18 protein-coding genes and 1 pseudogene are annotated in these 16,765 nt (G+C 40.8%); 8 read left to right on the forward strand and 11 right to left on the reverse strand.

Annotated elements, in window-relative coordinates; all coding sequences use genetic code 11:
* Window positions 1-26: 26 nt before the first annotated feature.
* Window positions 27-1,202 (forward strand): mandelate racemase/muconate lactonizing enzyme family protein, encoded by a 1,176-nt coding sequence (locus P20439_RS09070; protein WP_008113468.1) that lies wholly within the window; start codon window positions 27-29, stop codon window positions 1,200-1,202.
* A gap of 100 nt (window positions 1,203-1,302) precedes the next feature.
* Here P20439_RS09070 and P20439_RS09075 read toward each other — a convergent pair whose 3' ends face one another.
* From P20439_RS09075 to P20439_RS09115, 9 genes and pseudogenes are all read right to left on the reverse strand, one after another.
* The gene (locus P20439_RS09075; protein WP_036933410.1) at window positions 1,303-1,689 is read right to left on the reverse strand and encodes a hypothetical protein; all 387 of its coding nucleotides are present in this window, start codon (window positions 1,687-1,689) and stop codon (window positions 1,303-1,305) included.
* A gap of 3 nt (window positions 1,690-1,692) precedes the next feature.
* The gene (locus P20439_RS09080; RefSeq protein WP_008113464.1) at window positions 1,693-3,255 is read right to left on the reverse strand and encodes a S41 family peptidase; all 1,563 of its coding nucleotides are present in this window, start codon (window positions 3,253-3,255) and stop codon (window positions 1,693-1,695) included.
* A 48-nt stretch (window positions 3,256-3,303) separates the two neighbouring features.
* Entirely contained in the window at window positions 3,304-4,143 is an 840-nt protein-coding gene (locus P20439_RS09085; protein ID WP_008466305.1) for an amidohydrolase, read from the reverse strand.
* Entirely contained in the window at window positions 4,140-4,868 is a 729-nt protein-coding gene (locus P20439_RS09090; protein ID WP_008466306.1) for an SDR family NAD(P)-dependent oxidoreductase, read from the reverse strand. The genes P20439_RS09085 and P20439_RS09090 overlap by 4 nt, the downstream gene beginning before the upstream one ends.
* 21 nt (window positions 4,869-4,889) lie before the next feature.
* A complete protein-coding gene (locus P20439_RS09095) occupies window positions 4,890-5,378 on the reverse strand; it encodes a peptidylprolyl isomerase (protein ID WP_008466307.1) in 489 nt (162 codons plus the stop codon).
* A gap of 65 nt (window positions 5,379-5,443) precedes the next feature.
* Complete coding sequence (locus P20439_RS09100; protein WP_008466308.1) at window positions 5,444-6,892, reverse strand: transglycosylase SLT domain-containing protein; 1,449 nt, start codon at window positions 6,890-6,892, stop codon at window positions 5,444-5,446.
* A 56-nt stretch (window positions 6,893-6,948) separates the two neighbouring features.
* Window positions 6,949-7,969: pseudogene (locus tag P20439_RS09105) on the reverse strand (MBL fold metallo-hydrolase).
* A 54-nt stretch (window positions 7,970-8,023) separates the two neighbouring features.
* Complete coding sequence (locus tag P20439_RS09110) at window positions 8,024-8,329, reverse strand: cell division protein ZapA (RefSeq protein ID WP_008466310.1); 306 nt, start codon at window positions 8,327-8,329, stop codon at window positions 8,024-8,026.
* Window positions 8,329-8,559: a hypothetical protein gene (locus P20439_RS09115; RefSeq protein WP_008466311.1), complete on the reverse strand. Its 231-nt coding sequence runs from the start codon at window positions 8,557-8,559 to the stop codon at window positions 8,329-8,331. Before P20439_RS09115 ends, P20439_RS09110 begins: the two co-directional genes overlap by 1 nt.
* A 239-nt stretch (window positions 8,560-8,798) precedes the next feature.
* Here P20439_RS09115 and P20439_RS09120 point away from each other — a divergent pair, with 239 nt between their 5' ends.
* Window positions 8,799-9,638 (forward strand): 23S rRNA (adenine(2030)-N(6))-methyltransferase RlmJ, encoded by an 840-nt coding sequence (locus P20439_RS09120; protein WP_008466312.1) that lies wholly within the window; start codon window positions 8,799-8,801, stop codon window positions 9,636-9,638.
* Window positions 9,639-9,707: 69 nt separating this feature from the next.
* Here the strand turns inward: P20439_RS09120 and P20439_RS09125 are convergent, their stop codons facing one another.
* The gene (locus P20439_RS09125) at window positions 9,708-10,514 is read right to left on the reverse strand and encodes an META domain-containing protein (protein WP_008466314.1); all 807 of its coding nucleotides are present in this window, start codon (window positions 10,512-10,514) and stop codon (window positions 9,708-9,710) included.
* Window positions 10,515-10,645: 131 nt separating this feature from the next.
* A complete protein-coding gene (locus tag P20439_RS09130) occupies window positions 10,646-11,215 on the reverse strand; it encodes an alkylphosphonate utilization protein (protein ID WP_008466315.1) in 570 nt (189 codons plus the stop codon).
* 265 nt (window positions 11,216-11,480) lie between these two features.
* Between P20439_RS09130 and P20439_RS09135 the strand changes: the two genes are divergently transcribed.
* The 6 genes from P20439_RS09135 to P20439_RS09155 all read left to right on the forward strand — a co-directional run bounded on the left by P20439_RS09135 (window position 11,481) and on the right by P20439_RS09155 (window position 16,764).
* Window positions 11,481-12,788 carry an EAL and HDOD domain-containing protein gene (locus tag P20439_RS09135; RefSeq protein WP_008466316.1) on the forward strand — a complete coding sequence of 436 codons (1,308 nt, stop codon included), beginning with the start codon at window positions 11,481-11,483 and terminating at the stop codon, window positions 12,786-12,788.
* A 19-nt stretch (window positions 12,789-12,807) separates the two neighbouring features.
* On the forward strand, window positions 12,808-13,416 hold the full coding sequence (locus P20439_RS09140) for a paraquat-inducible protein A (protein ID WP_008466318.1): 609 nt from the start codon (window positions 12,808-12,810) through the stop codon (window positions 13,414-13,416).
* Between the two features lie 63 nt (window positions 13,417-13,479).
* Window positions 13,480-13,605 (forward strand): hypothetical protein, encoded by a 126-nt coding sequence (locus P20439_RS19095; RefSeq protein WP_008466320.1) that lies wholly within the window; start codon window positions 13,480-13,482, stop codon window positions 13,603-13,605.
* The gene (locus tag P20439_RS09145) at window positions 13,595-13,846 is read left to right on the forward strand and encodes a hypothetical protein (RefSeq protein WP_008466322.1); all 252 of its coding nucleotides are present in this window, start codon (window positions 13,595-13,597) and stop codon (window positions 13,844-13,846) included. Before P20439_RS19095 ends, P20439_RS09145 begins: the two co-directional genes overlap by 11 nt.
* Window positions 13,847-13,949: 103 nt before the next feature.
* Entirely contained in the window at window positions 13,950-15,275 is a 1,326-nt protein-coding gene (locus P20439_RS09150) for a TolC family protein (RefSeq protein WP_008466324.1), read from the forward strand.
* Window positions 15,265-16,764 (forward strand): efflux RND transporter periplasmic adaptor subunit, encoded by a 1,500-nt coding sequence (locus P20439_RS09155; protein ID WP_008466325.1) that lies wholly within the window; start codon window positions 15,265-15,267, stop codon window positions 16,762-16,764. Before P20439_RS09150 ends, P20439_RS09155 begins: the two co-directional genes overlap by 11 nt.
* Window position 16,765 lies beyond the last annotated feature (1 nt).

Raw genomic sequence — 16,765 nt, forward strand, 5'->3', positions numbered from 1 at the left:
CGATAAAGGTTAATAAGGAATTTTTTATGAAAGTAAATCGCGTTGAAGTCTTTGATATTCATTGTCCTGAACGTCCTGCATGGACGCCGGTATTTGTTCGCATTCATACCGATGAAGGGATTAGCGGTGTAGGTGAAGCCGGTCTTGCGTATGACTTAGGTCACAGCGCTGCCGCTGCGATGATCAAAGAAATGGCCGATGCCTTTTTAATTGGCCACGACCCGTTTCAAACTGAAAAACTATGGTCACGTATGTTGCGTGAAAGCTTTTGGGGTTTAGGCGGTGGGCCTGTAGTTTATGCAGCAATGAGTGCAATTGATACGGCGCTTTGGGATATAAAAGGTAAAGCATTGGGTTTACCTGTTTATCAGTTACTTGGTGGTAAAGTTAATGACAAACTACGTACTTATGCATCACAGTTACAGTTTGACTGGGACAGCGAATTTAAAGCATTGGTGCAGCCACAAGAATATGCTGAAGCGGCGCTTAAGGCAATTGCAGAAGGTTACGATGCAGTAAAAGTTGACCCAATTCAATATGATAAAGATGGCAATACCTATTACGATCGTACAAATATTATTTCCCGCCCAGAAATGAAACTATACCGTGCCCGTATGCAAGCTATTCGTGAAGCCGTGGGTGACGAAGTCGATATTATTTTTGAATGCCACAGTTTACCGGGTGCGACATCAGCAATTCAAATTGGTGAGATTGCAGAAGAATTCGACTGTATGTATTTTGAAGAGCCAGTGAATTATTTGAACCATTCGTTACATGCCAAAGTGGCTGATAAAGTGGCTGTGCCTATTGCTGGCGGCGAGCGCTTATATAACCGTTGGGGTGTGCGTCCATATTTGGAAGATCAAAGTATTGATGTATTGCAGCCAGATATTGGTTTATGTGGTGGCTTTACTGAAACTAAAAAAGTATGTGATTACGCCGATATTTTTGACGTGCGTATTCAGGCACACGTATGTGGTGGGCCGGTTGCAACCGCGGCAGCATTGCACTTAGAAACAGCGATCCCTAACTTTTTAATCCATGAACATCATACTTATGCGATTAAAAAGTGGAACCGAGAATTATGCTTACAAGATCCACAACCTAAAAATGGCTTTTTTGAAGTATCAGAAGAACCAGGTCTTGGGATTGAACTTAACGATGAAATTGTAATGCGCTCACAACGCGTAGAAATAAAATAAATAACCTGAACTCTGCTTGAGATGGATTTATTATCCAGAGTTCAGGTTAAATAGCTCTATTTATGAATAGCCGGTAAGTGATAACTCACTTACCGGCTTTTTATCGCTGTGGATTTATTTTACAAAGCACCTGTTTTAGTTCAATGGTTGCTTTGCTATCAAGGTGGCGAACAAAACAGCGCTCTCCCTTAATCATCAGTTCAAACTGATCCGGCATATTAAGCTGCTTGCCCATAATCGGATTTCCCTGAGAGTTTTTGTGATTAAGTTGCTCAAGCGTAACTGTGCTTGAGGTTACAAAAACGTCATCGGCTAATTGAACCTGCGAGCTATGTAGCAGTTGCGTAATAGCCTCGGCTACTTTAGCGCTATTTGGCTCAACCAGTAACGCATGTTGCAACTTAGGTGTGGGTTCTGAGCTTTGCGCTAAGCAACCCGTTAGCCCTAATGTCGCTGCAGCCATGCTTATTGCTAATAATATGTTCATTGCTTATCTCATGTTATCACTAAGAATAGTATTTTGTTCTAGCATGGTTTGAATTCGCATATCTTTTACTTCTGGTATATCGGTGGCGATAGTGGGCGCAAAACCAAGAACACTATTTATCGAGCTTGGAGCTGGGCAACTGCCAGTTGCTCTATAGCTCAGCGCAGTATCGAGTAAGCCTTCACTTGCATCACCTAAGCGTTTAGTAAAGTCATCAGCAACAGCACACCCTGCAATACGAACAGGTTGGCGTGCGTCATCAATAGTATTTTGCGGTGCAAAGCCATCTGAATACTCACCAAAACCTTTATTGTTTTCGCCAGTAAATTGAATGGTAAAATAAGTGGTGTCGCAGTTATCGGTAGGGTAAAAGCCATAGGGTTTACCACAGGTGCCTGCGCCTATCTGAATAATTTCAACATCTGCTCCGCGCAGCCCGTTAATGATAGCCTCACTAGCCGAGCAGGTACTGCTGGTAGTGAGTAAAAATACCCTTTCCAAGTTCAAGGTGGGTAACGGCGTGCCTGCTACAATTGCAGGATTATTTTCAAAGCCAACAAAACGATTTGTAAAAGGCATCGGTGTCAGTGTTTGCCCTGTCACAGGGTTAGTATTGGGGTATTTATCGTTAAAAATAGTGCGTTCGAATATTTTGCCCTGCGTGTTATTGCCCCCTACCATGTAGCCTACTTGGCTAGCCATTTGTAATAGTCCCCCTCCGTTATAGCGCACATCAATGACTAAATCTTTAATGCTACTGGCAGCGAGTTGGTTAAAGGCGTTGTAAAGCTGTGTCTCGGCTATGGCGTTGTGGCTATTAAATTGAAAATAACCTACATCACCATCGGCTAAATCGGTACGAACATTCATTACTGGTTGCGATTCGATATTTTGAGACGTGAGCGTAACAGTGCGATTTTCATTGGTGCTGATATCCCTAAATACAAATTCGGTAACTTTACCCGTTTGCTCGGGGAATAAACCTGCATTAATAATACCTACCTCACTCGATGATGTGGTGTTAATAAAATCAACACCATCAACTTCTAAAAGCTCAAAACCACGAATAATATTTTGATTACTAGCTGGGGTATTTGGCTCGGTGTAGCTAACAATAGCTTGGCGTGGCGCACTACCTGCAATTATTTTTATGTTAAAGCCATAACCAAAGCTCAGGCCAGATTGGCTTTGTCTTTGCCACTCATCGGTCGGCAAACTAAAGTGAAAATTATCTTTTTGCGCACCCGATTCAGTCAGTTGCTCAGTTTTTAAAGTATTAAAGTAATCAATAACGCCTGATGTTAATGCCGGATTGGTATCAATAATTTCGTCATACCATAGGTAGGTTTCGTTACTCCAAGAGCGTAGCCAGTTTTTTTCATTAATTGCTTGGCATTGACCTTTAAATTGTCCTGAGCTAGCAAATACACCTGAAGTCCAGCCGCTATTATCCGTTGTTGGGTTGGTCGCATTGTCGCTACCTCCACCGCCACAACCTGTTAATAAGGCGGCTAGCGAAAAAGGAAGTAATGTGTATTTAAGAGAAGGTGAATTAAAAATGGCCATACGCATGCTCGTTTTTTAAACTGTTGAGCTAAATATAGCGGTTTTTATTTAGAGTTGATAGAGGCGCGCTGCATTTTTGTAACTCAGGTGCTGCCAGATAATAGTATCGTCACATAGAGTGCGGTAATGTTGCCATAACTCATTGTAGTTAATGTTAATTTGGCACACTGGGAAGTTGCTAGCAAACATCACTCTTTGCATACCAAAATGCTTTAATATATGTTTAAAACATTGGCTTTGCTGCTCGCTATTAAGCATGAGTAACTCAAAACCTGAAAACTTAATCGCAACATTAGGCTGCTTTGCAAGTAGTTCAATTGCAGCTGTCCAGTTAGCAAGGTTGTGTGCAAGCCCAGTGTGATTAATGATTATTTGTAAGTCACTAACTTGGTTGGCATAAGAAATGAGCCGCTCGGTGATGTTGAGGTTTTCTACTTCAAATTGGGCTTCAAAATGCAGCTTTAATTGGCTCAAGTGCCGCAGGTTATCAAGGCATTGTGGGCTCAATAAGCGCTCGGCATCATGACCTTCAGTGATATCTCTAATGCCTACAAGAGAGCAATGTTCTAGCTGCTGAAGTGCTAGTTTAAATGCGTTATTTGGCTGGTTAATTGTTGCAAAGCTAATTGCTTTATAAGGTATAGTTTTAATATGTTTGGCTAACCAGTTTAACTCTTTAACGGGCTGGTTATTATCAAAGCCTGCTTCTATGTGCACTAAACCAACGAGTTCAAAGTCCGTACTTTTGATCAGTTCAGCAACGCTAATCGGTTGTTTTATTTTATCTAAGTTAGACCAAGCTGGTGGGTTAGCACCTTGCAGCCAAGTGTATTGACCCTCCAGCAAATTAAAAAAGTGCAGATGCGGGTCAATAATTTTAGTGCTCATTGTGCTGTGTAGCCGCCATCAATACGTTGCAAGCTGCCAGTAATAAAGCTGGCATCTGCACTTACTAAAAAGCTTACCAGTGCAGCAACTTCATCGGCTTGACCTAAACGGTTGAGCGGTTGTAAGGCGGCTTCTTCTGCAACAATATCGGTTTTGTTAGCACCACTTCTTTTACAATATGCATCAATTGCATTATGAAATAACGGCGTTTCTATGGTGCCAGGGCACACTGCATTAGCGCGAATATTAAAGTTTGCGTAATCCAAGGCGGTGGTTTTAGCCATTGAAGCCAATGCATGTTTAGTCAGGTTATAAGCAAATGAGTTTTGTTTACCAATAATGGCCTGATCTGAGGCAATTAACACAATAGCGCCATCTTGCTGTGCTTTCATAGTTGGTAATACGCTTTGTATAGCCGCGTACGCACCTTTAACATTAAGTGCCATTAGCGCATCGAATGTCGCTTCATCGGTTTGCTCAATTGTGGCACTTAAATGTTTACCAGCATTTGAAACAAGTACATCAATTCGTTGTGTTTTTTCAATAATAGCCTGTATACACAGGCGTACGGCGGTTACATCACTAACATCACATTGATGAAAAACACCACTCTCACTGGGCCCAATATCTAAGTTATGAACCTGATAGCCGCTCGTTAATAATCGCTGAACCACAGCAAAGCCAATGCCTTTAGAGCCACCGGTTACTATTGCAACTTTTGACATACTTGTTCCTTTAATTAGCAATTAATGTGCGTGGCCGCAACCACCTTCAGCATGAACATGGCCGTGAGAAATCTCTTCGTTTGTTGCTTCTCGAACTGAGACAACCTCAACATCAAAAGTCAGCGTTTTACCAGCAAATGGGTGGTTTAAATCACAATCAGCATTAAAGCGGCCTACTTTTACAATGGTTACTTGGTGGCGACCTTGGTTTGATTGCACCATAGCAGTCATGCCTGGTTTCCACACTTTTACATCACCTTGAAGGTGCTTAAGCGGAATGCGCTGAATTAAGTCATCAACACGCTCACCGTATGATTCACTTGGAGATAACGTAACGCTAAATTTATCACCAGCGGCTTTACCTTCAAGTGCGGTTTCTAAACCGGGTAGCATGCCTTCGCTGCCGTGAATATAACTTAATGGCGCGTCGTTTAGGCTGCTTTCGATTTGTTCACCCGCTTCGCTTAGGGTGTAATGAAATTCAACGGCCGAATTTTTACTGATTTGCATGCTTGTCTCTTTGAGTTTTAAATTAATTAAAGGCAATTTTACGCGAAATACTGCGCTTTAGAAACTTAACGTGGATGATTTAATGTATTTTGTAAGTCGAGTAACAGGTCTTTTTTCGCCGGTGTAGTTTTTGGCGTAGCGGCTTGAGGTATAAATAAAACCAACTGAGTCCCAGGTTTTAATACGCTTGAGGCAGATAATTTATTCCAACGCGCTAAATCGCTATGAGCAACGCCGTATAACTGACTTATATTCCAAAGGTTATCACCGGGTTTTACGTGGTAATCTACCTCGATGGTTGGAATGATTTGCTCTTTTTGTTCTAAGTAAGGACTTATTTTATAGTTAATAGTGAGCGACTCAGGCAAAGTTTGCGGCTCCCCTAAAACAAGTTTTTCGCCAACGCCAATAAAGTTATTTTGCTTATTATTGAGCTGTTTTAGTACTTTTAAGGGCAAGCCAAAATGCCTAGCAATACCGTATAGCGTGTCATTTTTTTTGACTATGTATTCCCCTGCAAAATTGGCTTTAAAAAAGCGGTTTTTTAATAAAGCTTGTTGCTCAATAGGGAGTAGCAAAGTGTGCGGGCCATGGGGTGAGCTTTGGTTTTTTAAATAGCCTCGATTAAGAGCATGTAGCTGTTTTGCACCCATACCAGAGAGCTTGGCCATAATTGAAAAATCAAACTGTTTTGCCACATTTAACGAGGTAGTCAGTGCTTTATAAGGAAGCTTTGGGCGTTTAAACTTTGCCTTAGGGTGTTTTACTAAATAGCTTAGTGCTAATAGTTTTGGTACATAGTCAGCTGTTTCATTTGGTAGGGTTAGTGCCCAAAAGTCAGTTGATTTACCTCGTTTTTGATTGCGTTTTATAGCGCGCTTAACTCGACCTTCACCGGTATTATAGGCAGCAAGTGCATGCAGCCAATTACCATCAAAACGCTTATGTAAATAGCTTAAGTAATCAAGTGCCGCATCGGTTGAGGCCAATACATCTTGGCGTCCGTCGTACCATTGATCAGATTTAACCCCAAAATGATGCGCGGTTGCTGCAACCAGTTGCCACACACCCACAGCGTGCTCACTTGAGCGGGCGGTAGGCCTAAAGCCACTTTCTACAAATGGCAGTAATGCCAGTTCCATGGGGAGCTGCTTTTGCTCTACTTTTTTTACGATATGATATAAAAAAGGCTCTGCACGGCGAGACACTATTTTTAAATAATTCGGCTGTTTTAAATACCAGTTAATGCGTTTTTTTAACGCCTGATTTTGCTCAACCGGTAAATGTAAGTTATCAGCAATATGTGCCCATAAGTCAGTCGGTTGAGTCACTTTTAGGGCTTTAGGTATTGTTTTTTTATTAATAACTTTGTTGGTGTTTGTAGAGGTTGGCGTGTTTGATTGTGCGGCTTTTTGTTCTACAGGTGCAGGGGCTACAGGCGCAATGATCTCTGGCTGTGTGGTTTTACAGCTACATAGCAATACAATGGCAAAGCATAAGATCAAGTGACGCATTTTGTTCCTTTTTAAAAAATATATTTCCATATTTTAACACAATCCATTGTGTTCAGTTATTGGCTGTTTTTAGCGCGAAGTAATCCCGATTGCAAAAACAAGTGACTTGATTTTATATCAAGTGGTTCTTGTTGATAAGGTTTTAGAGCTTCACTTGGAAAGTTTTTTTGTAATTGCTCAATATTGGCGTCGGGGTTGTTTTTAGCATGCTCCGTAATTGCTTCTAAAAAACGTGAGTGATTGTTTTAATTTAACTTTATCTACCAAATTGCCATGCCCAGGAATAAAAAGTGACAGCGTATTATTATTTATATATTTTTTTAATAAGTTTTGCCATTGCTTAAGCTCGCCATGCCCTGGGTAGGGTAGCCAGTCAATTATATCACCACCTATTAAGGTTTTACCCTTGTCGGCAAGTAATGTTAAATCGCCATTAGTATGTGCCTGATGCGGGCTTATAGTGAGCGTATAGCCACCTAAATCTAATGTTTTAGATTCACTAATACTCATTTTTGGTGGTGTTAGTTGATAGCCTTGCCAGCGAAATAAGCGTGTTTTAGCGCGAGTGAGCTTTTCTCGCCATTGAGTTTGCTCAGCATCGGGTAAGGTGGCTAATCGCTGATAGCTCAGCTCAATGCTTTTCTCGAACCCCTCTAGCTTGTCTGTTAATGCTTGCTGATAACGGGAAAAATCGTTAGCGACTTGTTGGTGAGTAATCAGTTTTGCGTCTGGGAAGTAATGCTGCATAACCGCCATGCCCAGCAAGTGATCGTCATGAAAATGAGTTGCAACCAAGTAACATAAAGGCGTCTTTAGCTGTTGTTTTAGTTCGGTAACCAGTTGTTCTACTGCTGCAAAGTTACCACTGGCATCTACCAGTAAGGCACATTCACTGCCCTGAATTAACACTTGATTAGAGTCGTAAAAACGTAACCTATCTGGCTGCTGGATAAATTGAATATTAGCCGATAACGATTGCCACTCAACTGCTGCATTGCTTTTTGTATGTATAAATAGGCCGATTAAAGGCAGTAAGCACTTACCTATTTTTTGAGCTTTAGTTAAAAATGGTTTCATCTTTTCTCTAGCTGTATTTTGACGGTAAAAACAATAAAAGCGCAAAATGCGCTTTTATTTAATGTGCTCAGGGTTCGAGCTTAAGTACTGACTCAGCTTATCAATCAGTTGATCTTGATGTTCAAGTTCAACTGATTTTTGCGTTTTTGCTTCAAGCAATTCGTGGCTTAAGTTCAACGCAGCCATTAATAATGCTTTTTGATCGTTTCTGACCGTTGAACGTTGTTTCATTTGTTCAACTAAATCATTCAAATTTTTAGCGGCCGCTTTTAGTGCCTCTTCTTGCCCAGCCGGACAAGCAAATTGCTGCTCTTTCCCAAGCAATTCAACAGTGACTCGCTGGTTTTGCAGCTCAGACATTAGCTTGCCTGTTGTGCGCTTTGTAATTTATCTAATAATGATGACAAGGTGGTGCTTGCATCTTTTTGCTTTTCTTCGTTTTCGAGAGCCTCTAACTGTAATAATTCATTTTCATCAAGCAGTTTACTATTTTGTTCTTTAAGCTCTGAAATATCAGTTTGCAACTGATTATTACGGGTAATTAGTTGGTCGATCAGTTGTTCGAGTTGTTGAAGAGTATTGTTGTTCATAAATGCGCTCATATAACTGTAATTAATGTCATGCAAATGTAAAGCAAAGTGTGTTTATTTGCCAGCATTTACGCTGGTTTTAGGTGATTTTTATTCTATGTTAAGGGATAATTCATGCTATTGGCTTTTTCATTCATAAATGGTTCACGTAAACACTAGCTAAAGCTGGTATCGATTGCCAAAGTAGTGTGCTTTATGGTTCACTAATTTTATTAAATAGCGTATGGCGAAAATAAATAATGCTTAGTTACAGACACTCCTTTCATGCGGGTAACCCTGCCGATGTACTTAAACATTTAGTACTAGCGCAAGTGCTGGGTTATCAAACTATAAAAGATAAGCCGCTTGACTATATTGATACGCATTCGGGGGCTGGTTTTTTTGAACTGGCAGCACCAGACGCGCAAAAAACCCAAGAGTACCAAGACGGTATTGAAAAACTGTGGCAACATACTAGTCAGCATAGCGCACTAAATGACTACATTGAGTTAATAAAATCTTTTAATGAGAGTTCGTCTCTGACGTTTTACCCAGGCTCACCAAAAATAGCCGAGCACTTTTTACGCCGTCAAGATAAGGGCTGGTTTTTTGAGTTGCATCCGCGAGATTTGGTATTACTTGAAGAAAACATGCAAGGTAAACGCTCTATTCGGGTGCGCGGCGAAAATGGGTTTGCGGGCTTAATTGGTTTATTACCGCCAGCTTCACGCAGAGCCTGCGTGTTAATAGACCCACCTTATGAAATAAAAGACGATTACAACACGGTAGTACAAACCATTGTAAAAGCCCATCAGCGCTTCGCGACAGGGACTTACATGATTTGGTATCCGGTTGTAGACAGAGAACGTATTGATACTATGGAGCAGGGATTAATTGACGCGGGAATTAGAAATATTCAATTATTTGAATTAGGTACTGAAGCAGATACAGAAGTACATGGTATGACCGCCTCTGGAATGATAGTAATAAACCCACCATGGAAATTAAAGCAAGCAATGGATGACGTGTTGCCTGAACTAGTAAGTTTGTTGAGTAAGCCAGGTGGCTTTTACCGTAGCGAGCAGTTAGTCGCCGAATAAAAATAAAAAAGCCCAGTTTAACCGGGCTTTATACTGATCTACTTAGATGCGGAGTATCGTTACGCTTAATTAAAAGTAAACAGCGTTAAAGGTTGCAAGTTGTTTGCCTGCCTCATTTTGTAATACTAACTTTTCACCGTTAATTTGCCATTGCGATGCTGCTTGCAGCACACCTGCCATTGCGCTTTCTTGTTCCATATTGTCATGACACATTTTTTGCGTGGTTGCTAACTGGGTAAAAGTAACCATTTGCTTCGATACTTCATAACCGCCATTAAAGTTATTGCACCCTAAAAAGCCGTGCACAGTGTTGTCACTATTAAATTGAATAAATGGTTCTTTGGTATTCACTACAACGGGGTTGCCGTCGATTGAAACTGCTTTGAAGTAGGTATTTACTAAATCAACGTCTGGCTTTGGCGCTACTTTTGAAACAATAATCTCTAAAGGTTCAGATGAGCTAGTATCAGCAAAAGGCGAGTTACTGGTTGTACTGGTGTAAATTAATTTCCCTTGATTATTAATGGTTGCACGCACGCTATAGCGGTGAGTTGGGTCAATCTTTTCAAGGTTATACTCAAGCTCTACTTTATAAGGCGGTGCGCCTACTAAATCAATTACCTGCTCAGAAATAACGGTTGCTGCCACATCCATTTTTGACACATCAACCAAGGTAACGGTTAGCTGTGAATTAGGCGCAATTAGGCTGCGATCTAAGTAACTAACTTGCACAGGTAAGGTGGTCATTGTTTGCGCCACAGCACTATTTTGCTGCGCTGCGTCATCGTTACATGCGCTCAGCATAAGTGTGCCACTTGATATAAAACACAAGCCTGCAATCGACTTTAACATTGAATTTGGCTTAGATGAGAACATAAGAGTTCCTTGATGGAGTATGGTATAAGGTCGCTAGCATACGGTTGAATTGCTTAATCATTGCTTAACTAGCAAATAGAGCAAATAATGAAAGTCGAGATATAAAAAAAGGCGCTACGCGCCTTAGTTTGTTACTTATTTTTTACGTATTTAGTTAAAATAACAATACGTTGTCCATCAACACGCCCTTCAATGTGTTCAGGGTTGCTAGTTAAGCCAATATTGCGCACGGCTGTACCGCGCTTTGCTGTTAAGCTGCTACCTTTCACATCTAAATCTTTTATTAACGTGACGGTGTCGCCAGCTTGTAGTACTACACCATTGCTATCAATGTGTTTAATATCATCATCTTCAGCAAGCGCTTGCTGCGCCCATGTTAATGTGCCTTCTTCAAGGTAAATCATATCTAGCGCGTCTTGTGCCCATCCGTTATCAGCTGCTAACTGAGTCAGCATGCGATAAGCAACAACTTGTACCGCAGGTGTTTGACTCCACATACTGTCATTTAAGCAATGCCAATGGGTCGGGGTTAAATCGCTATTGCCTTCAATTTGATCTTTACATGTTTGACAGGTGTAGATACATTTATCTGAATGAGCTTCGGTAACAGGAGGAACTTCGTATACAGTTAGGTCGTCTGTTGCTGCGCAGAGTTCACATTGGTTACTGCTACGTTCTATTAAGGCTTGTTCAATGCTCATATAAGGGACTCTTTTTTGTGAGTTTATAAAAAATTAATAATCGCATTATACCTTATAACCATAACCTTTGGGTATGCTTAGAGCAGTTGTAAACTCAAAAACCCTATAAAAAATGAGGATACTAATAATTCTGCTCTAGGGTTATAAATTTAGTCTTATTTGTTTGTTTTTAATCTAATTAAAATTGCAGCAAGTCTTTAAAGTTTCACTATACTGGTTAAATAATAAAAAATAATGATGACATCACTGTTAAGTAGGAAGATTAATGCCAAATAATCTAGAGGTAAAAAATTCATCTATTTTGGTTACTCAATATATTGCTAGGCAACCAATTTTTGACGGTGATAAAAGTATTTTTGCTTATGAATTGCTCTATCGAGATTCAGTTAATAATGCCTTTCCTGCGGGAACAACCGACGGGCAGGCCACTGGGCGACTTTTTTTTAATGCGTTAATGCTGGTTGGGGTGGAAAAGCTGGCGCTCAATCAAACTGCGTTTATTAATTTATCGAGCGAGGGGCTTTTAGAGGATTTGCCTAAATTATTACAGCCTGAGAATACTGTAATTGAAATTGTTGAGCGTACTGAAAATATAGAGCTTGTTGTTGAGAGAGTGATAGAGTTAAAAAAAGCAGGGTATGTATTTGCGTTAGATGACTACGACTCACATAAAAAATGGCAACCATTACTCAGTTTGGTTGATTATATTAAGCTTGAAGTTGAAGAACCTGTAATAAAAACCAGCATGTTGCTGAAAAAGCTCAAACGCAATTTTCCTAATATTAAAATAGTGGTTGAGCGAATTGAAACCTATGATGAATTTAGGCAGCTTAAAGAGGCTGGATGCGATTACTTTCAAGGGTTCTTTTTTGCACATCCGGAAATGTTAAGTTACAACAGTATCGAACCTCTAAAAATGGCTGTTTTAGACTTACTGCGTTGCACATCCCGCACAGATTTAGACTTTAATGAAATTAATCAACGCATTTCTAAAGATGTCGGTTTGACTGCACGCGTCCTAAAACTAGTGAATACTCGCTCTGCTAATAAAAATTTAGTGATAACGTCTATTCCTCAGGCGGTTGTTTATTTAGGGGAAGATTCTATTAGAAAGTTTGTACGAGTATTGGCGCTAAGCGAACTTGGCTCAGACAAGCCCAGTGAACTTACTCGTTTAGGCTTATGTCGAGCGCAGTTTATGCAAATAATTTTAGAACCAGGCGGAAAAGTCATTGCAGAGCAAGGCTATTTAGTCGGCTTGATGTCGGTGCTTGATGCTATTTTAGATATGGAACTGGAAGCTATTGCCAAAGAGTTTAGTTTAGGGGCTGAGTTATCTGGTGCACTATTAAGTTTTGAAGGCATGATGGGTCATTCTTTACATTTAATAAAAGCGGTAGAGGAAGATAATTGGCAATTGGCTAAAAAGTTGTTAGAGACTATTCGACCTGCATCAAATATAGAGCTGGTGTATACAGCCATGTTAGATGCACGCCAATATGCGGATGAGTTATTAGCCACCATTATTGAGCAGACTAACGCAAAACGTTTGGGTATGATTGGCACATATTGATTTTACTTAGTATTACACCATGCGTTTATTTTTACCTATCACGACTATTTTAATTGCCTTAGCTTTATTAATTCCCGGGGTGACCCAGCCAGTGCTGAGTATGGAAGGCAAAATTGATAAATCTAAACTTGCTCAAGCCGGTATTGAAATGCTGGCAGATGAAGGAAATCAAAACACCCGTAATATGCTAATGATGGTCTCGAGTATGTTGGGGTTAGACAAACTTGAAGGTGAGATCAGCGCTTATCAAAAAACGCGTAGTATTTGGGGCACCGTTAACGAACTGGCCGATAACAAAAACTACTTAGTGGCGATATTAGTGGCGTTTTTTTCAATAGTGATCCCAACTATTAAGCTGTTGCTTCAATTGTTTTATTGTGCACTGAAGGAGACTTCGTTTAAGTACAAGCTTGGTAAAGTGATAATTGGCTTAAGTAAATGGAGTATGGTGGATGTGTTTGTTATTGCATTAATCGTGGCTTACATGGCTGGTAATGCAAACGCGAACTCAGAAGACTTACTTAATATGCATGCTGAGTTTGGTACTGGTTTTTGGTATTTTACCAGCTATTGCCTGTTCGCTATTGCGGCTAGTAGCTTGATAAAGCCAGTGGTAAAAACCAGTTAATGATTGAGTTTTAAAGCCAGTTACCATAAACTTTAAATGTTTATTTATTTTTAGGTTAATTCATTGCAACGTATTTACTGTATTTTACTCACGCTAACTTTGTTACTCACTTTTGTGGGTCAAGCTGTTGCGTCTGTATCTATGGTATGTGATGTGCCGCATATGAACATGGCAACCCATGCAGCATAGTGAAATGGCAATGAGTGACGACGCTGATACAACAACCATGTCTATGGATTGCTGTAGTGAGCAAAGCACGTTAACCCAAGATTGCAGTTGCCCAATGAGTGCTTGTAATTCGCATTCGGCCTTGCATGTAAACTCGCTATTTATAGCTTCCAAATTACCCTCTGAAAAAGTGCACCTTGCTGTCATGCAGCGCCAACCTAATTTTGCACGATCTCTTTATCGTCCTCCTATGCCTGCATAACCGCAGGATAGGTGTATTCAAAATCTAGCCATTTAGCTTTTTGTCATCTATCTGCTTAAAAATTTAATCGTTTTTTATTTTTTAAATTTAAGTGGAGCAAGTGATGAATCACTTCGCAGTATTAAAAGCCGTTTGTGTGAGCAGCTTATTGAGCATTAGTGTCTCTGTACACAGTGCTGAACTGAGTTTAAATGAGGCAATTAACTATGCCTTAAACCATGAGCCTTGGCTTAAAGCCAGCAAACAAAAACAAGCATCAATTGAAGCAAAAAGTATTGCCGCAGGTACCTTACCTGATCCGGTACTCACGCTAGGACTAATGAACCTACCAACCAATGGTTATGCTTTTGATCAAGAAAATATGACCCAATTTAAAGTAGGAATTAGCCAGTCGTTAAGCCGGGGCGATAGTTTAGCATTGCAGCAAAAGGCACTGTCTCAGTCGGCTGCGGCAGAGCCTTGGCTCCGTAAAGACAGACTTGCGCAGGTAAAAACCACAGTGACCGAGTCATGGCTCAATGCTTACAGAGCGCAGCGAACTGTTGCGCTTATTGAGCAGGACAAAGTGTTGTTTACTCAGTTAATCGATATTACCGAATCAAGTTATGTAAGCTCGGTGGGTAAAACACGCCAACAAGATATTATTCGTGCGCAATTAGAGCTAACCCGCCTTGAAGATAAATTAATGCAACTTGATCAACAGCTACAAGGTGCTAAAAAGCGGTTAACACAATGGTTGCCCATCGACATGCTAAGCCAGCCTGTTGGTGAGGACTTTTCACAGGTTTCAGCGTTAAAAAACTACACGGAATTAGAGTTTCAGCAATTAATGGCATTGCTATTAAAGCACCCCGCTATTATGGCGATTGATAATGCAATAGAGGCAAAGCAAACTCAAATCAGTGTGGCTGAGCAAGGCTATAAACCGCAAATTGGTGTGAATATGGGATATGGTTATCGCGATGATATGCCAATGGGGGGCTCGCGAGCCGACCTTTTCTCTGTAGGAGTGAGTATAGATTTACCGCTATTTACCGATAATCGCCAAGACCAACTCGTTAATGCCGCTGTTGCTGATAGCGAAGAGGCAAAAACACAAAAATTAATTGCCCTTAAAAAGCTAAAAGGAATGTACTTTAAGGAAGTCAGCCAACTAACACGATTAAGTCAGCGAGCAGCGCTCTATAAAACTAAATTATTGCCGCAAATGGCCGAGCAATCCCAAGCGACCCTTAATGCCTACACCCGCGATGATGGTAATTTTTCGGATGTGATGCAAGCGCGGATCAGCGAATTAAATGCCAAAATAGACGCACTTAATATTCACGTTGATCAAAAAATTATTATTGCACGGTTAAATTATTACGCCAGTGCTGATGACGCCAGCTTAAAGAACTTAACACAACAGGAGCTAACCTATGAATACTAATTTAAAATTGTCATTGGTGGCTATATGCAGTGCATCGCTGACGGCCGGGGTGTTATTGAGCTTGCCAGCTGAGCACACTATGCCAAGCAATGACAAAACCAGTAGTAAAAAAGAGCCGCTTTATTGGGTGGCACCAATGGACAGTAATTATCGTCGTGATGAACCGGGTTTATCACCTATGGGTATGGATTTAGTGCCTGTTTATGAAGAGTCAGACAGTGATGTAAATGAAGGCCCCGGCAGTGTTAAAATTTCACCTACCGTGATCAATAACTTAGGTGTACGCACGGCACCGGTGGAGTTTGCAGCGCTGGAAAATGAAGTCAACACGGTAGGCTATGTACAGTATAACCAAGACCAGCTCATTCATATTCATCCGCGGGTAGAGGGCTGGGTAGAGACATTATATGTGAAGGCAGCAGGCGATCAGGTTAAACAAGATGAGTCACTTTATACCTTGTATTCACCGCAATTAGTCAATGCCCAAGAAGAGTTTGTTTTAGCGTTAAAGCGCAATAATCCGGTGTTAATTCGGGCGGCTAAAGCACGTTTAAAATCGCTTAATGTGTCTGAGGGTTTTATTTCACGCTTACAAAAAAGTCAGCAAGTGCTACAAAACATTACTTTTTATTCTCGCCAAGGCGGCGTTGTTGATGAGCTTAATATTCGTGAAGGGTTTTACGTTAAACCAGATACATCAATGATGAGTATTGCTCAGCTTGACGAAGTGTGGGTTGAGGCTGAGGTATTTGAACGCCAAGCAGAACTTATTCGTGTTGGCTTACCGGTAACCATGACACTCGATTATTTAAGTGGTCAACGTTGGCAAGGGCAAGTGGATTATATTTACCCTACTTTAGATGCTAAAAATCGTACTTTACGAGTGCGTTTGCGCTTTAATAACGAAGGTCATCAGTTAAAACCAAATATGTTTGCGCAAGTGAGTATTCATAGCCAAAAAGCTGAAAAGCAGTTAATTGTGCCTAAAGAGGCGGTTATTCGCACTGGTAGCCAAAACCGCATTGTAATTGCGCTTGGTGAGGGGCGTTTTAAATCGGTTGAAGTAACCTTAGGGCGAAGCGATGCGACTCATACTGAGATTTTATCGGGTGTTATGGCTGAAGATGAAGTGGTTACTTCTGCGCAGTTTTTAATTGATTCAGAGTCGAGTAAAAGCTCTGACTTTAAGCGTATGCAAGCCCCTTCGCACAGCACCATGACAATGAGTGATAGTGCCCCAAGTATGGCTACTGTGAATGGAGTGATTAATAGCATAGACCCTAGCACACGGGTTATGAATATTAGCCGTGAGGCGATTGAAAAGTGGGGGCGCGGACCTGCAACTATGGACTTTGTGTTAGCAAAAAATGTAACCATTGAGGCGTTTAAGCTAAATGATGAAGTTACATTTACCTTTAGTATTGAGCAAGGTGAGTTTGTGATCCATACAATGACTTCTGTGCATGCTATGCACAGTCAGCACGAGTAGG

It is taken from the genome of Pseudoalteromonas sp. BSi20439 (assembly GCF_000241165.1).
GTDB lineage: Bacteria > Pseudomonadota > Gammaproteobacteria > Enterobacterales > Alteromonadaceae > Pseudoalteromonas.

Excerpts from the sequence above, each read along its gene's own strand:
- P20439_RS09070 (WP_008113468.1), top strand. The coding sequence starts at position 27 with ATGAAAGTAAATCGCGTTGAAGTCTTTGATATTCATTGTCCTGAACGT.
- P20439_RS09075 (WP_036933410.1), bottom strand. The coding sequence starts at position 1,689 with ATGAACATATTATTAGCAATAAGCATGGCTGCAGCGACATTAGGGCTA.
- P20439_RS09080 (WP_008113464.1), bottom strand. The coding sequence starts at position 3,255 with ATGGCCATTTTTAATTCACCTTCTCTTAAATACACATTACTTCCTTTT.
- P20439_RS09085 (WP_008466305.1), bottom strand. The coding sequence starts at position 4,143 with ATGAGCACTAAAATTATTGACCCGCATCTGCACTTTTTTAATTTGCTG.
- P20439_RS09090 (WP_008466306.1), bottom strand. The coding sequence starts at position 4,868 with ATGTCAAAAGTTGCAATAGTAACCGGTGGCTCTAAAGGCATTGGCTTT.
- P20439_RS09095 (WP_008466307.1), bottom strand. The coding sequence starts at position 5,378 with ATGCAAATCAGTAAAAATTCGGCCGTTGAATTTCATTACACCCTAAGC.
- P20439_RS09100 (WP_008466308.1), bottom strand. The coding sequence starts at position 6,892 with ATGCGTCACTTGATCTTATGCTTTGCCATTGTATTGCTATGTAGCTGT.
- P20439_RS09110 (WP_008466310.1), bottom strand. The coding sequence starts at position 8,329 with ATGTCTGAGCTGCAAAACCAGCGAGTCACTGTTGAATTGCTTGGGAAA.
- P20439_RS09115 (WP_008466311.1), bottom strand. The coding sequence starts at position 8,559 with ATGAACAACAATACTCTTCAACAACTCGAACAACTGATCGACCAACTA.
- P20439_RS09120 (WP_008466312.1), top strand. The coding sequence starts at position 8,799 with ATGCTTAGTTACAGACACTCCTTTCATGCGGGTAACCCTGCCGATGTA.
- P20439_RS09125 (WP_008466314.1), bottom strand. The coding sequence starts at position 10,514 with ATGTTCTCATCTAAGCCAAATTCAATGTTAAAGTCGATTGCAGGCTTG.
- P20439_RS09130 (WP_008466315.1), bottom strand. The coding sequence starts at position 11,215 with ATGAGCATTGAACAAGCCTTAATAGAACGTAGCAGTAACCAATGTGAA.
- P20439_RS09135 (WP_008466316.1), top strand. The coding sequence starts at position 11,481 with ATGCCAAATAATCTAGAGGTAAAAAATTCATCTATTTTGGTTACTCAA.
- P20439_RS09140 (WP_008466318.1), top strand. The coding sequence starts at position 12,808 with ATGCGTTTATTTTTACCTATCACGACTATTTTAATTGCCTTAGCTTTA.
- P20439_RS09145 (WP_008466322.1), top strand. The coding sequence starts at position 13,595 with ATGCAGCATAGTGAAATGGCAATGAGTGACGACGCTGATACAACAACC.
- P20439_RS09150 (WP_008466324.1), top strand. The coding sequence starts at position 13,950 with ATGAATCACTTCGCAGTATTAAAAGCCGTTTGTGTGAGCAGCTTATTG.
- P20439_RS09155 (WP_008466325.1), top strand. The coding sequence starts at position 15,265 with ATGAATACTAATTTAAAATTGTCATTGGTGGCTATATGCAGTGCATCG.